Raw genomic sequence first — 15,333 nt, forward strand, 5'->3', positions numbered from 1 at the left:
GTGTCTCCAGCCTTCCTAACGGTCGCGGCGCGAGCGCGTGCCCCAGCCCTTGCGCTCGAAAACGCGCTCCATCGCGAAATACAGCGTCGGCAGGATGAACAGCGTGAGCAGCGTCGACACCACCAGCCCGCCGACCACCACCGTTGCCAGCCCGCGCTGCACGTCGGTGCCCACGCCGGTGGCCAGCGCTGCCGGCAGCATGCCGACCGATGCCACCGTGGCCGTCATCAGCACCGGGCGCAGCCGCTCGGCCGCGCCTTCGAGCACCGAGGCTTGCAGGGCAAGCCCTTCGCCGCGCACGCGCCGGAAGTTCGCGACCATGATGATCCCGTTCTGTATGGACACGCCGAACAGCGCGATGAAGCCCACGGCAGTGGCCACGTTGAGCGTTTCGCCCGCCACGTGCACCGCGATCAACCCGCCCAGCGTGGCCATGGGCACCACACCGAGAATCAGCGCCACCTGCCGGATCTTGCCGAACTGGAAGAACAGCAGCACCGCCATGATGCAGACCACGATGGCCAGCGACACGCCCAGGCGGGCCTGCGCACGCTGCTGGTTCTCGAACTGGCCGGCCCATTGCAGCCTGAATTTGGCCGGGTCGAACTTCACTTCCTTCGCGATGCGGGCCCGTGCCTCATCGAGATACGAAGCCAGGTCGCGGTCGCGGTTGTCCACGCGCACGGTGATCTGCCGCTCGTTCATCTCGTGCGAGATGGTGCTTTCGCCGGTCTGCAGCCGGATGTCGGCCACCTGCGACAGCGGCACCTTCGCGCCGCTGGAGCTGTTGAGCAGCAGCGCACCGATGGCCTCGGTGTTGCCCTTGGCGCTCTTGGGCATCTTCACTGCCACGTTGTAGGTGCGGTTCTCCGCATACACCGTGATAACGGGCGCGCCGCCGATGCCGGTCTGGATCAGGCTGGCCACGTCGTTCGCGTTGACGCCGAAGCGCGCCGCCGCCTCGCGGTTCAGCTCGATCACCACCTGCGGAATCGGTGGCTCCTGGAACAGCGAGGCCGAGGCCGTGCCGCGCACCGTCTCGAGCAGATCGACGATCTGGTTGCCGATGCGCCGGCTTTCCTTCAGGTCGTCGCCGTAGATGCGCAGCACCAGCGGGCTGTGCGCGCCGCCCACCGAATCGTTCACGCCGTCGATGATCGGCTGGCTGATGCCCACGTCGAAGCCCGGCATGCGCGCGAAGCGCTCGGTCAGCGTGCGCACGAAGGCGGCCTTGTTCACCCCGGCCGGCCACTCGCTGTAGGGCTTGAGGCCCACGGGCACCTCCATGTGCGAAGGCGTCCACGGATCGGTGCCGTCGTCGTTGCGGCCCAGCTGCGTCACCACGTACGACACTTCCGGGTATTCGAGCAGCACATGCCGCAGTTCGGTGGCCATCTCGCTGGCCTTGTCGAGCGACAGGCCCGATGGCAGCTGCACCTGCAGCCACAGCGCGCCTTCGTCGATGTCTGGCAAAAACTCGCGTCCGGCCGTGGTGCCCAGCACCATCACCGCGGCCAGCGCCAGCGCGCTCAGGCCGTAGGCGATGGCGGGCACGTCCAGCAGCTTCGCCAGCACGCGGCGGTATGCGCGCGTGAGCCACTCCAGCGGCTTGTTGACGAAGGGCTTGCTCGGCTTGCGCAGCGCCACGTAGGCCAGGCTGGGAATGAGCGTGAGCGCGCAGAGCAGGGCGCCCACCAGCGCGTAGCCGACCGTGAACGCCATTGGCTTGAACAGCTTGCCCTCGGCCCGCTCGAAGGCGAACAGCGGAAAGTACGCGGTGATGATGATCAGCGTGGCGAAGAAGATCGGCCCCGACACGTGACTTACGGTTTCGAGGATGTTTCCCTCGGTGAGCGTGGCTTCGGGTTCTTCCTCGCGCCGCCGCAATATCGCTTCCATCACCACGATGGCCCCGTCCACGATGATGCCGAAGTCGATCGCGCCCAGCGAGAACAGGTTGGCCGGCATGCGGGTGAAGTGCATCACGATGAACACCGTGACCAGCGACATCGGAATGGCCACCGCAGCAACCACCGCGCTGCGCGGGCTGCCCAGGAAAAGAATGAGCACGAAGCACACCAGCGCCATGCCTTCGAGCACCGTGTGCGTCACCTTGTCGACGGTGAGCTTCACCAGGTCGTCGCGGTCGATGTAGGGCACGATCTTCACGCCCATGGGCGCGAGTTCGGCCTGCAGTTCGTCGATCTTGGCGTGCACGCCTTCGAGCACGCGAGACGGGTTCTCGTACTTGAGCATCAGCACGATGCCCTCGATGGTGTCGGGGTTGGTGTCCTTGCCGAGGATGCCGCCGCGCTCCTGGTGGCCGAACTGCAGCCGCCCCAGGTCGCGCACCAGCACCGGCGAGCCACCGTTCTGCGCCACAACCACGGTGCCCAGGTCGTCCAGCGTGTGGATCTGGCCGATGCCGCGCACCACATAGCTCTGGTCACCGCGCGCGATGCGCCCGCCGCCCGCGTTGGCGCTGTTGTTGTTGATGGCCGTGACCACGTCATTCAGCACCAGCCCGTACTTCTGCATGCGCGCCGGGTCGAGTTCGAGCTGAAATTCGCGCGTGAAACCGCCGAAGTTGTTGATGTCCACCACGCCCGCCACCTGCTTGAGTGCGGGAATCACCTTCCAGCGCTGCAGCTCCGACAGCTCCATCAGGTTCTTCGTGTCCGATTCGAGCGTGTAGCGGTAGATCTCACCGGCCGGCCCTGCAACGGGCCCCAGGCCTGGCTGCGCCCCGGAAGGCAAGCTGACCTGCCCGATGCGCTCGGTGACGCGCTGGCGAGCGAAGTAGTCGTCGGTGCCGTCCTTGAAGCTCAGGTTGATGAGCGACAGCCCGAAGGTGCTGCTCGAGCGGATCGAGGCCAGCCCCGGCGTGTTGCTCAACGCGCGTTCCAGCGGCGTGGTGATCTGCTGCTCGATTTCCTCGGCGGCCAGGCCGTTGACCTGCGTTGTTACCTGCACGGTCACGTCGCCGAGGTCGGGGTAGGCCTCGACCGTCATCTGCGTCCACGACCAGGCGCCGAACAGCACCAGCGCCACCGACATCGCCCAGGCCAGGTGCCTGCGGCGAAAGAACTGGGTGATGATGAGATTAATCATTCAGCAACACACCGCCACGCACCACAACGCGCTCGCCCGCGGACAGGCCGCTGCGGATGCGGACCTTGTCGCCGTCCTCGCGGCCCAGCTCGACCATGCGCCGCACGAAGGTCCAGGGCTCGGCCTCGACGAACACGCTCACGCTGTCGTTGTTCATCAGCAGGGCAGAGGCCGGCACCTGCGGCTGTGCGCCCTGCGGCACGCCCAGCACGGCCGTTGCGTACATGTTGGGCTTGAAGATGCCCTCGGGGTTGGCGAACACGATGCGCGCGCGGGCGCGGCGCGTGTCCGCGTCGAGCACCGCGCTCACGAAACCGACCTTGCCGCTGAAGCTGCGGCCCGGATAGGCCGCCAGCGTGATGACCGCGTTCTGCCCCGGGGTGACCGCACCCACGACGTTCTCGGGCACGTTGACCGTGACCCAGACCGAGTCGAGGTTCGACACCGTCATCAGCGCCGCATTGGCGTCGTTCAGGTTGGCGCCCGCGGCCGCGTTCAGCGCCGTGACCGTGCCGGCCATGGGCGCGACGATCTTCAGCACCTGGCCGGCTTGCCCGCCGCTGCCTTCAGCGCCCAGGCTGCGCAGGCGCGTTTCGCTGCGGTGCAGCTCCGCTGTCTGCTGCGCGACGCTGCTCTGGGCCGCCTCCACGTCTTTCGCGGCGTTGGAACCGGCCTCGTTCACGCCGCGCGCCCGCACCAGCGCGCGCTGCGCCAGGTCGAGCGCGTCGCGGGCCTTCTGCGCGTCGGCCACGGCCTGCGCGAGATCGGGCGAGGCCATCGTGGCGAGCACCTGGCCGCGCTTGACCGTGTCGCCCAGGCGCACCTTCAGTTCGAGCAGCTTGCCGGTCAGCGGGGGAAGAATATTGACGGTGCCGGCCGGGTTGGCCTCCACCGTGGCGGGCAGGCTCACTTCGTGCGGCAGGGCATCCTGGCCGACCGTGGCGACCAGCAGGCGCTCGCGCAGCGGCGAGCCGGCGGGCACGCTCAGGCGGTTGCCCTGGCGCACGAGCATCGGCGCGGGTGCGGCGGCCACGGCGGTGGCGGCATGGGCGGTGTTGTCGAAGGAGTCGACGCACAGCGCCGCGCAGGTCAGTACGCCGAACACGATGCGTGCCGGCGTCATCTGGTACAGGGATTTCTTTTTCATCTTCATCGTCGCAATGCGTCCGTTGCGAGGACGGGCGCGCTGCGCACGGGGTGCTTTCCCCATGCCCTCGATCCGCTCCCGTCTCCTCTCGGCGAGGGTACGAAAGGGCGACTTAAGAAGTTCTCAAGAAATCCTGAAGATGTCTTAAGGATTGGCCCTTGCGCACCCCTGCGGCCTGCAGTCAGGAAGCCGGGGCATGATTCGCGCCATGAGAATTCTGTTGATCGAAGACGACCGCAAGGCCGCCCGGCTGTTGGCCCGCGGCCTGCAGGAAGAGGGCTTTGTCGTCGACGTCGTGCACACGGCGGAGGAGGGTGACGAGGAAGCCTTCGTCGTCGCCTACGACCTGATCGTGCTCGACTGGATGCTGCCCGGTAAGGACGGCCTCACGCTGTGCCGCGATCTGCGCCAGCGCGGCTGCAAGACGCCCGTGCTCATGCTCACCGCCCGCGACGCGCTGAGCGACCGCGTGGCCGGCCTCAACACCGGCGCCGACGACTACCTGACCAAGCCCTTTGCCTTCGACGAGTTGCTGGCCCGCGTGCGCGCCTTGCTGCGCCGCTCCGAGATCATGCGGCCCGTGGTGCTCGCGCTGGCCGACCTGAGCCTCGACCCGCAGAGCCAGCGCGTGCTGCGCGGCGGCATGGTGCTGGACCTGACGCACAAGGAATTCGCGATCCTGCAGATATTGCTGCGCCATGCCGGCGAGGTGGTGAGCCGGTCGCGCCTGGCCGAGCAGGTGTGGAAGGACGACCTGATCGCCATCGACAACCTGATCGACGTGCACATCAGCAACCTGCGCCGCAAGGTCGACGCGCCGCCGGCCGCACCGTTGATACAGACCGTGCGCGGGCGCGGCTTCAGGCTGGCACTGGCCGACGACGGCGTGGTTGGACATGCTTAGTTTCCGCAAGCGGCTGGCGCTGGCACACGTCAGCGTGATCGTGGTGGTGATGGCGATCGCCGCCTTCGGCTCGTATCTCGTGTTCGCGCGCAACGTGCACCGCGAGCTCGATGCCGCGCTGCTCGCGCTGGCCGAGACCGAAATGGGCATGCTGCTGTCCGCGGGCGAGGGGGACACCGTGATCGTGCACGAGGCCCCGCCTGGCCCTGGTGCGCCTTCGTTCGTGCGGCTCGACCGGCTGGTGCAGATCGTCGACGCCGAGGGCCGCGTGCTGGCGCGCAGCAGCAACCTCGGCGAGGCGCAACTGCCCATTCCGCCCGCACTGCGCGAGCGGCTCGCGGCGGGCGAGACCGTGTTCGAAACGCTCGACGGCTTCGGCGAGGAGCCGACGCGCATGGTCTCGGTGCCCGTGCCGGGGCGCGGTGCCTCATCGCTGCTGGCGGTGCAGGTGGCCGGCTCGCTGGACGACGTGAACCGCACGGTGGCGATGGCCAGCGTGCTGTTCCTGATCCTCGGCGGCGCGCTGCTGCTGGCGCTGGGGGCGGCGGGCGCATTGATCACCCGGCGCGCCTTCGGTGCCATCGACGACGTGGTGCAGCAGGCGCATCGCATCGGTGACGCGAACCTGGGCGAGCGCCTGCCGCACCCCGGAACGAACGACGAGATCGGCCGGCTGGTCGACACGCTCAACGCCATGCTGGCGCGCATTGAGCAGGGCATGGAGGCGCAGCGGCGATTCACGGCGGATGCGTCGCACGAGCTGCGCTCGCCGCTGTCGCGGCTGCGCACCGAGCTTGAACTCGCTTTGCGCAGGCCGCGCGAACCGGCGGCCTATGTGGAGACGCTGCATTCCTCGCTCGAAGAAGTCGAATCACTCACGCTGCTGGTCGAAGAGCTGCTGGTGCTGGCCCGGCTCGACGCAGGGCAGGAACGCGACGCGGCCGAGACGGTGTCGCTGAACGTGCTGGCGGAAGAGGCCGTGCGCCGGTTGGAGCCGATGGCGCGCGAAAGGCGGCTGGAGATTTCATTGGTACCCGCACTGCCCGTGGCTGCGCGGGTGGCGCGCGGCGCGGCGAGCCTGGCTCTGGCCAATCTGCTCGACAACGCGCTCAAGTTTTCGCCGGCCGGCACGACGGTGCGCGTGAGCCTGCGTGCGGACGTGGAGGCGAATGAAGCCGTCCTGAGTGTGGCGGACAGTGGGCCGGGCATTCGCGGAGACGAACTGCCGCATCTGTTCGAGCGCTTCTATCGCGGTGCCACGGCGCGGTCGGACGAGAAGACGCCTGGGCTTGGGCTGGGGCTGGCCTTGTCGCAGGCCGTGGTGCATGCGCATGGCGGGCGGATCGAGGCGGCGAACGAAGCGGGCGGCGGGGCGCGCTTCGATATGCGGTTGCCGTTGGCGCGGTGAGGCTGACCCGCCGGGCAAACCCTGACCGTGGCAGCGTGCGGCGCTTCGAGAATGGCCCGGTCCATTCATTCCAAAGCAACGCCGCCACCATGCCCCACGCCACGCTGTCTCGCCGCCAGTTCACGCTCGCTACCGCCGCCGCCGCAAGCCTAGCCTTGCCATCGTTCGCGCAGAGCGCATGGCCGACCAAGCCGATCCGCATCATCGTGCCCTATACGCCCGGCGGATTCACCGACCAGATGGCGCGGCTGGTGCAGATAGGGCTGCAGACGAAGCTCGGTCAGCCGGTGCTGATCGACAACAAGCCCGGCGCCAACAGCCTGATCGGCGTCGATGCCATCGCCAAGGCGGCGCCCGACGGCACGACCTTCGGCGTCGTCATCGCCGCCTACGCGGCCAACACCACGCTGTACCCCAAGCTGCCCTACGACCCGCGAAAGGATCTGACGGGCGTGTCGCTGATGGGGGTGTCGCCGCTGCTGGCCGCGGTGAATGTCGATGCGCCTTTCAAGACCGCGCGCGAGCTCATCGACTATGCGCGCGCCAACCCGGGCAAGGTGAGCTTCGGCTCATCGGGCAACGGCTCGGCCGCGCACCTCACCACCGAGCTGTGGAAGTCGCTGACGCAGACTTTCATGATCCACATCCCGTACCGGGGCGCGGTGCCGGCGCTGACCGACCTGATGGGCGGGCAGATCCAGCTTTTCTTCGATGCGCCCACGGGGCTCATCAACCAGGCCAAGGCAGGCAAGGTGCGTCTGATTGGTGTGGCGGGCGACAAGCGACTGGCGGCGGCGCCCGAGGTGCCCACCTTCATCGAGCAGGGCTTCGCGGGCTTCACCGGCAGCACCTGGGCCGGCATGTTGGCGCCAGCGGCTACGCCCCGCGATGTCGTCAAACGCATGTCGGAGGAGGTGGCGCGCATCATCAGGAGCGACGAGACGCGCGCGAAGCTCGACGCGATGGGCACCATTCCGGCGGGCAGCACGCCCGAGGAATTCGACGCCTTCATCACCGCGGAAACCGCCAAGTGGGGCAAGGTCATCCGCACTGCGGGGGTGAAGGCGGAATAACGAACGGCCTCAGGCCGCGAGCATCAGCACCTTGCACTGGCTCGGCACGATGCGCATGCCCAGCGCGTTGCTGCGGTTCTGTACCGAGAGGCTCGTCATGCGCGTGGCCGGACTGCCCTTCAGCAGCACGGTGAACGAGCCGGTAATGTGGCGCGAAGGCCCCATCACCGAAGGCGAGATCACTCCCAGCGTCACGCCGGGGTTGTCGCCGTTGGTGAGCGGCGTGACGGTCGCCAGGTTGTGCGCCGGCGCGAACATGAAGAGGATGTTCCACGCATTGGGAATTGCGGTCGGGCCGAGCGCGAAGTTGGGGTAGGGGATGGGAATGGCCGGCGGCGTCTTGCACACGTCGGGAAAGGCCAGGTCCATGCCCATCATCTGGCAGTTTGCAAACATGCTGTCGACTCCTTGTGTTTCCGGGCTCAGCCCATGTGGATCTGATTGGCGTCGACCTTCACGACCGCCTGCGCCGTGAGCACCGTCTGCGTTGCGTGAATGCGGGCGAGGTCGGTGGCTTCGTAGTCGAGCTGGCCGCAACGCACCTGCTCCGTCTGCTCGGTCATGCGGAAGGCCGTGCGGCTGATGTGCACCAGGCGGTCCATCACGGTCTCGCACAGCCGGCCGACGACATGAATACTTGCGGCCATGGCCTTGACGGCGTTGCCGACGTAGTTCAGCCGGTCTACCTTGCAGTCGGCTTCGGTCGCGGTCAGGGCGAAACGCTCGCTGCTGACTTCCACCGCCTTGGCGGATTGCAGCCTTATGGCTTCGCTGCTCTCGATGTGCACGCCGCCCGCGGGCGTGGCCAGCGTGAGGCGGCCCTTCGTCTCGATGTGCGCGGTGGTGTCGTCGGCCTGGTCGATCACGGCGATCAGGTACACGTGGTAGCGGTCGGGCCCGGCAATCAGCACCGTGTCGCCGAGTTCGGGGCGCAGGAGGCAGCTGGCAGCGCGGCGGCATTGCCAGGCACCGTCGTCGCATTCCACGCGGTACAGCGATCCTTCGGGCAGGTGCTCGACCACCTTGCCCAGGCGCTGCACGGGCGCGTCGTCCGTGCCGGCCTGGGGACTGCGCAATGCTGCGATGTTCATGGGGTTTCGCCTTTCGTGGATGGGATGGAAGATGCATTCCGCTGCGCGGACCAGCGTTCCGCCTCGAACAGGTCGGGGTCGTTGGGCAGCACGCCGGCATGGCCGCGCAGGGCAGAGGGAACGTCGCGTGCGCCATGCAACTGGGTGCGGAAGAGCCGGGCATCGAAGTTCGCGCCTTCCAGTGCAGCCCCGGAAAAATCCGCGTAGGTGAGGTCCGCGCCGGCAAAGCTGGTGCCGGTGCAATCGGCCCGATGGAAGATGCACTGCTGCATGCTGGCCTCGCCGAAATCGGCAGCCGCGAGCTTCGCGTCAATCCACAGGCTCTGGTCGAAATGCGCGCCGCGTGCAACGACCCGGCTCAGGTCGGCTTCGGGAAACAACGCCTGCGGTGCATGAACGTTGCGCAGCACCGCATCGCGCAGCACGGCGCCCTTGAAGTTGCACTGCGCCATGTGGGCGCCCTCGAAGTTGCAGCCTTCGAGATCAGCGTCGGTGAACTGGCACAGCTGGAAGTGGTGGTTCGAAAAGTCGTGCCCGGCAAGGCGCGACTCGACGAAGACGACGCGCTCGAAGCGTGCCCCCGCCAGCGCGGTCTCGCGCAGGTCGACCTGATAGAACACGGCCCGGTCGAGCTGTGCCTGCGACAGGTCGGCACCATCCAGCGGCGACTTGAAGAACAAGGTCCGGTCCAGCAGGCCCGCCGCAAAGCGGCTGCGCGAGAGGGCGCTTTCCATGAACTTGGTGTCTGCCACGCTGGCCTGCGAAAAGTCGCTGCCTGGCAACTGGCAACGATGGAACACCGCATCGTCCAGCACGGCGCCCGTCAGGTTCGCCGACGGAAGCGTGCATAGCGAGAAGGCGGCTTTCTTGAGCTGTGCATCATTCAGCTGCACGCCGTTGAGCGTGCAGCGGTCGAATTGGGCTTCTTCGAAGTGCGTGCCGATGCAGCTCACGCCGTCGAAGTCGACTTCCAGGAACACGCCTCCGGAGAAATCCATTCCGTCAAGGCGCCAGCCTCTGCAGCTTCGCTCCCTGATCGGTTCGCCGCGCTGCACCATGGATTGCATTCGGTGCGGCGTCATGCGGCCGCGGCTTCCTGGCGCACAGGGTAGACCTTGGCCAGGTGCGTGTAGGCGCCGTCGAGCAGCGTGGTGTCGTCCATGAGGCTCTGGGACACGTCGGCGCGAAAGAGGTTGGCGCCGCGCAGGTCGCTGCCGCGCAGGTCGGCCTTCTGGAAGCTCGCGTCGATCAGGTCGGCGTTCAGCAGGCTGGCATGCCGCAGGTCGGTGCGCACGAAGCGTGAATCGCGTGCGTTGGCGCGCGAGAGATCGGCTCGGGACAGGTCGCATGCGGAGAAGTCGCTGTTCTCGAGCCGCGCGTCGCTGAAATCGGCTTGCGACAAGGCGACCTCGCGCAGGCTGCATTCGCGCAGGTGCGCGCCCTGGAACTTCGCCTCGCGAAAACTGCTGGTACCGACGACGCAGGTGGTGCGCAGGCTCGCACGCGTGAAATCCATCTGCCCATCGGCCTGCACGTCGACGAACACGCTGCTCTCGAGTCGGGCGCCCACGAAGCCGATTGCGCCGGGCTTGCAGCTCACGAGATGCAGCTTGAACAACATGGCCTCTTCGAAGTCGAGCTGTTCCAGCCGCACCTTCTCGAGAAACATGACCACCTTGAGGCTGGCTCCGTGAAAGCGGCAGCGCACGAACGCGGCCTCGATGACCGTGTTGTCTTCCCATTGCGAAGCGCTGAAGTCGCAGTCTTCGCAGAGGATGTTTTCCAGCACCGTGTTGTGCAGATGGGCGCCCGTGAACACGGTCTGCCTGCATTGAGCGAAACCCAGGTTGGCGTTGTCCAGCCGCGTGCCGCGCAGCGAAGCACCGTCGAGGCAGGCACGGGCGAGCACGGCGCGGGAGAAGTCGGCGTTGTCGAGTTGCGCGCCGCGCAGGTTGGCGCTTTCCAGCTGTGCCCCGCAGAAGCGGGCGCCACGCAGGTCCATGCCCGAGAGGTCGGCGCCGGTCAGGTCCATGTCCGAAAAATCGCGGCTGCCGGCGAGCAGCGCCGTTACCTGCTCGCGCACTTCGGCGGCGCGTGCCGGCGTCATCGGGTCGGCGGCGTCTTGGTGGTGGGCGCTGCTCAGGTACATCTTGCGTTGCGCCGCGGCAATCAATTCGCCGCGGCCCAGGAGGTCGGCGACGGGGGCCATGTCCGCTGCACGCGAGCCCGGCATTTCCGACATGGCCGCGGCCATGCTCTGGAGATGCGGCGCCATCGCCGCGGCGGGAGGCCCCTTGAGCCCGGAGCGCTCGCGGCCTTCGGTCAGCGCCAGCAATGGACTCAGGTCCGGCTCCGTCGGGCCGGCTTCGGCGGCGCGCGTGCGAAGTGTCTCGCTCAGCTCCTGCTGCTGCGTATGCAGCTTCTGCTTGGCTTCTTCCTGCATGCGCTTGGTGCGCGCGACGAACTCGGGCAGGGCGTCCAGCGTGGGCAGGTCGTCGGCCGGGTCTTGGGGCGGAAAGTAGCGCGCGGGGTCCTGGCCGTCGCCGATCATCTGCTGGCGCATTTGCTCGCGCATCCACTCGCCGTGCTTGTGCGCATTACGGGCCAATGGGCCGAGTGGCCGGTCTTTCAGCGATACGGTGTCGAGCCAGGGGGCAATGGCCGCTGCGGGAACCAGTTCCCGATCGCGAAAGCTGTAGAGCGCGCCGCTTTCCGGATCCAGTCGTCGATGCAGGATGCCCTGGTAATAGCTGGCCGGAAGGGCTTCGGCGCCGGCCTCTTCAAGCGCTGGCATCAGGTGGACGACGTCGGCTGCGTCGTCTTCGCGGATGTCCGCCACACCGTGGTAGATCAGCACGATGCGCTCGCGGTGCGGGAAGAACCAGGCGGTCGTCATCCGCATCGGCACGTCGGTGAAGGTGGTCTCGCCGGCCTCGGAAGCCAGCGTCAGGAAGCAGCGTGCGCGCCAGTCCGGCAGGCGGCCTGCCTGATAGGGCTTGTGCGGGTGCATGTTCCAGATTTCGTAAGGCGCGGCATCGGGAATGCGATCGGCATCGCGCCACCACTGGTCTTCGGGCGCCGCGTTGAAGAGGTGCCAGTCCATGTCGCCGGAGAAGGCCGGAAAGTCTTCCTTGGCCCATTGGGCGTCGTATTCCTTGCCGATGCGGGCAAAGCGCCGGGGCCACATCACGTCGATGGCGCCGAAGCCGGCGGGGGAGGGCTGCTGGTCGACACGCTGGATAGGTGCATCTGCAGACTCGACGTTCGGCAGCCGGCGCGTGCGCACGCCGTTGACCATCTCTTCCGCGGCGCCGATGCCGAGCGGGTTGTCCGCAAACGAGGCGCCGCCGTAGGCGTGCTGCCAGTCGAGCGGCATGCGCTCGAAGTCTTGCGGCGGCGTGGCGCGCTTGTCGAGCCAGTAGCGGGCGCCCGAGACGCGCAGGGTTTTTTCGAGCGTGCCGACGCGCATCTTCACCAGGCACTGGTTGCGGATCTGCTGGTGCGCGGTATAGGCATGGCCGGTAGCCAAAAACTCTGCGCTGCGCTTGGGCATGCCGAGATCGAGCACACCCTGTTCGCCGATTTCTTCGGCCACCAAGGGCCAGAGCTCGGCGTCCGGGTAGAGCATGGGCACGCCATCCATGCCTGTCATGGCGACCACTGTCAGCCCCAGGCGCTGGCGTCGCTGCCATGGAAACGGGCGGCTCAATACGCTGAGCCGGAGAGGCTTGATGACTTTCATGAAACAGGGAATGCGCGCGGGATCAGCGGGAAATGGTCGTGGTCGACTTGCGGCGGTCGATGGCCACGGCCGTCGAATCGGCCGGATCGATCAGCACATGAATCGTCTGGCCGGGCATGAAATTGACCACCAGCTCGCGCGCGATGCGGGTCTTGAACATCTGCTCGAGCGGTGGGCGCCCAGCCAGCTCGGCGGTGCGCACGCGCAGTTCGACGTCGTTGTCGTAGGTGCCCTGTGCGAGCTCCCGCAGGGCAAGCACCTGGGCGCTGGCGGGCTGGCCTTGTTTCACCAGGCGCTCATAGCGCCGCGCTTCCTCGCGGTACGGCCTGTTGTTGCGCACGGTGTGCACGACCACGAACACCAGGAAGACAACGATCAGAACACCAGAAATCAGGGGCAACCAGAATTGCATGTGCGCTAGCTGAAGATGCTCATGACCTTGGCCTGGATCGCGAGCCCACCGCTGCGGATCTTGGCGCCCGCGGCCTTCACGTTGGCGCCCGAGGCTTCGAGGCTGAGCCCGTTGTCCTTGTTCTTGAAGGCCGAGATGTCGATCTTCACGGTTGCCAGCTGCAGGTTGAGGGCAGCGTAGATCTGCGCTCTTGCGCCCCAGACGTCGAAGGAGGTCGCCACCGCGCCGAAGCGGAAGACGCAGCCGCTTGCGCGCGCGATCCGCCAGTTGTTCTCCTGGGAGGAGCTGATGGTGTGTTGGGGCACGTTGAAGGTGACCTTCGGCGCGTTCACGATGATCTCGACGCTGACGTTCTCGGTCACCGTGCCGGTGATGTTGCGGGTCTCGCCTGCTGTGATGTTCTCCGTGCGTGGCCCCTTGGTGGTGAGCATCTCCGCGCCGTCCACCGTGGCCGTGAGGCCGCCGGTGATGGTCCACGTTGCGCCGCCGGTGGTGGTGCGGGTTTCGCCGCCCGCAATGGTTTCGCTCTGGCCGCCGGTGATGCTGCGGGTTTCTCCGCCGGAAATCGTCTCGGTGCGGCCACCCGTCACAGTGCGCGTTTCGCCGCTGTGAATGGTCTCGGTTTCGCCGCCGTTGACCGTGCGGGTCTGCCCGCCGTTGATGGTCTCGACGCCGCCACGGTTCACGAGCCGTTCTTCGCCGCCGTTGTAGGTGGCGGTTTCCTTGTCGGTGATGGTGGTGGTGCGTGTGCCGATGACGTCGAGCTTTTCGTTGACGTGAATGACGGAGGTGCGGTTGCCGCCCACGTCGCGCGTTTCGTCGGCTTCCACTTCCACATCGAGATTGCGCTCGGCATGCAGCAGGATCTGCTCGGCGCCCGTGCGGTCTTCGAAGCGCAGCATGTTGGCCTGGTTGGCCGCGCCGCCGGTGCTGGAGCGCGTGAGGATGCCGCTGGCGGTGGCGTTGGCGGGCAACTCCCATGGCGGCATCTGGTCGCTGTTGTAGACGCGGCCGGTGATGATGGGGCGGTCGGGCTCGCCACCGATGAAATCGACGATCACTTCCTGGCCCACGCGCGGCATGTGCATGGTGCCGTAGTTGGCGCCGGCCCAGTTGCTCGACACCCGCACCCAGCAGGAGCTGTTTTCGTCGGACTGGCCATAGCGGTCCCAGCGGAACTGCAGCTTCACGCGGCCGAAGCGGTCGGTCCAGATTTCTTCGGGGCCGACCACGGTGGCGGTCTGCGGGCCGTTGGTGCGTGGGCGCGGCGTGTTGCGCGCGGGGCGATAGGCCACGGTCGAGGGCAGCACGGTGAAGTCGAATTCGCACACCGATTCGGTGCTGCCGCCCGTGGAGTATTCGGGCTCTTGCAGGTCGTAGCGGGTTTCGGTGACGAGGTATTCGCGGTTGTCCGATTCGCGCGGGCAGTGCGTCATCTCGAACAGGTAGCCCGGCGCCATGCCGACCACGTTGGTGTGACCCGATGCCAGCTCGTGCGCGCACTGCAGCTCCTGCAGGCGGATCTTTGCGTAGGCATCGCCCTGCTGATGCTCGCTGTAGCCGCCGAGCCATTCATAGACCTCGTAGGTCGAATGCTCGTGGGCCTTCGGGTCCTGCTGCACGCTTTGCAGCGAGGCGCGTGACTTCTGGAAGTCGAAGTCGTCGAGCATTACGCGGCCGGAGGTGATCTGCTCGGACACGCGCCACTGGTCGATGCAGGGCTCCATCGCATTGAGCACGCGGTCGCGCGGGCGGTAGGTAATGCTGGCGTGGCCGGGCAGCGGCTTGTAGCTGCCTGCATCGTCGGCCAGCACCAGCAGGTGCGATCCGTTGCTGTGCTCGAAGTGGTAGGCGATGCCTTCGTGCTCCATGAGGCGGCTCACGAAGGCGAAGTCGCTTTCCTGGTACTGCACGCAGTACTCCTGGGCGGAGTAGCTGCCTGTGAGGCGCTTCTCGAACTGGAAGCCGTACTTGCCCAGCACCTCGTCGAGCACCTCGGGCACGCTCTTGTTCTGGAAGATGCGGCAGTCGGTAGTGCGCGTGAGGTACCACAGCCAGGGCTGCACGAGCGCGCGGTAGATGTAGTGGCGGCCGGTTTCGTTGGCGCGGCCCACCAGCTCGAAGCGCACCACGGTGCCGTTGAGAAAACGCGGCGCGCCTTCGTCGGCGAGTTCCAGCGTGAGCGAAGTGCCGAGCAGTTGCTTCAGGTCGAGGCTGAAGCTGGTGCTGACCATGTCCACTTCGAACTCGAAGAGTTGCGAGAGGCCTTCCTGTCCCCGCATGGAGCGGAACTTGAGCTGCTCGGCGCTCAGGACGGTGTGGACTTGGACGGTACGCGGCATTCGGAACTTCCCTGACCCTTGGGCTTCTGCGGCTGAGAAACCTTCGGTGACAGTCTAGAAATTCCTTATGTCACATAAATGACGCGAGGGGCGCAGAAGGGCG

11 protein-coding genes are annotated in these 15,333 nt (G+C 66.9%); 3 read left to right on the plus strand and 8 right to left on the minus strand.

Going from position 1 to position 15,333, the window contains the following annotated elements; translation table 11 throughout:
* Positions 1-15 precede the first annotated feature (15 nt).
* A complete protein-coding gene (locus BMW87_RS03450; RefSeq protein WP_093074153.1) occupies positions 16-3,111 on the minus strand; it encodes an efflux RND transporter permease subunit in 3,096 nt (1,031 codons plus the stop codon).
* Positions 3,104-4,258 carry an efflux RND transporter periplasmic adaptor subunit gene (locus BMW87_RS03455; RefSeq protein WP_093075193.1) on the minus strand — a complete coding sequence of 385 codons (1,155 nt, stop codon included), beginning with the start codon at positions 4,256-4,258 and terminating at the stop codon, positions 3,104-3,106. Before BMW87_RS03455 ends, BMW87_RS03450 begins: the two co-directional genes overlap by 8 nt.
* 208 nt (positions 4,259-4,466) lie before the next feature.
* Here BMW87_RS03455 and BMW87_RS03460 point away from each other — a divergent pair, with 208 nt between their 5' ends.
* From BMW87_RS03460 to BMW87_RS03470, 3 genes are all read left to right on the plus strand, one after another.
* On the plus strand, positions 4,467-5,162 hold the full coding sequence (locus tag BMW87_RS03460) for a response regulator transcription factor (RefSeq protein WP_093075196.1): 696 nt from the start codon (positions 4,467-4,469) through the stop codon (positions 5,160-5,162).
* Positions 5,155-6,570, plus strand: coding sequence for a sensor histidine kinase (locus BMW87_RS03465; RefSeq protein ID WP_093074155.1), 1,416 nt, complete (start codon positions 5,155-5,157; stop codon positions 6,568-6,570). The genes BMW87_RS03460 and BMW87_RS03465 overlap by 8 nt, the downstream gene beginning before the upstream one ends.
* Before the next feature lie 89 nt (positions 6,571-6,659).
* Entirely contained in the window at positions 6,660-7,643 is a 984-nt protein-coding gene (locus tag BMW87_RS03470) for a tripartite tricarboxylate transporter substrate binding protein (protein WP_093074157.1), read from the plus strand.
* A 9-nt stretch (positions 7,644-7,652) separates the two neighbouring features.
* On the opposite strand, the gene BMW87_RS03475 is transcribed toward BMW87_RS03470, so the two are convergent.
* The 6 genes from BMW87_RS03475 to BMW87_RS03500 form a co-directional block, all read right to left on the minus strand.
* Entirely contained in the window at positions 7,653-8,039 is a 387-nt protein-coding gene (locus BMW87_RS03475) for a DUF4150 domain-containing protein (RefSeq protein ID WP_093056806.1), read from the minus strand.
* Positions 8,040-8,065: 26 nt separating this feature from the next.
* A complete protein-coding gene (locus BMW87_RS03480) occupies positions 8,066-8,734 on the minus strand; it encodes a DUF3540 domain-containing protein (protein WP_093074159.1) in 669 nt (222 codons plus the stop codon).
* Positions 8,731-9,732 (minus strand): pentapeptide repeat-containing protein, encoded by a 1,002-nt coding sequence (locus tag BMW87_RS03485; protein ID WP_177192713.1) that lies wholly within the window; start codon positions 9,730-9,732, stop codon positions 8,731-8,733. Before BMW87_RS03485 ends, BMW87_RS03480 begins: the two co-directional genes overlap by 4 nt.
* An 80-nt stretch (positions 9,733-9,812) precedes the next feature.
* Positions 9,813-12,476 carry a DUF2169 family type VI secretion system accessory protein gene (locus BMW87_RS03490; RefSeq protein ID WP_093074163.1) on the minus strand — a complete coding sequence of 888 codons (2,664 nt, stop codon included), beginning with the start codon at positions 12,474-12,476 and terminating at the stop codon, positions 9,813-9,815.
* Between the two features lie 22 nt (positions 12,477-12,498).
* Positions 12,499-12,888, minus strand: coding sequence for a hypothetical protein (locus BMW87_RS03495; protein ID WP_093074165.1), 390 nt, complete (start codon positions 12,886-12,888; stop codon positions 12,499-12,501).
* 5 nt (positions 12,889-12,893) lie between these two features.
* Entirely contained in the window at positions 12,894-15,230 is a 2,337-nt protein-coding gene (locus BMW87_RS03500) for a type VI secretion system Vgr family protein (RefSeq protein ID WP_093074167.1), read from the minus strand.
* Positions 15,231-15,333 lie beyond the last annotated feature (103 nt).

It is taken from the genome of Variovorax sp. OV084 (assembly GCF_900111625.1).
Classification (GTDB): domain Bacteria; phylum Pseudomonadota; class Gammaproteobacteria; order Burkholderiales; family Burkholderiaceae_C; genus Variovorax.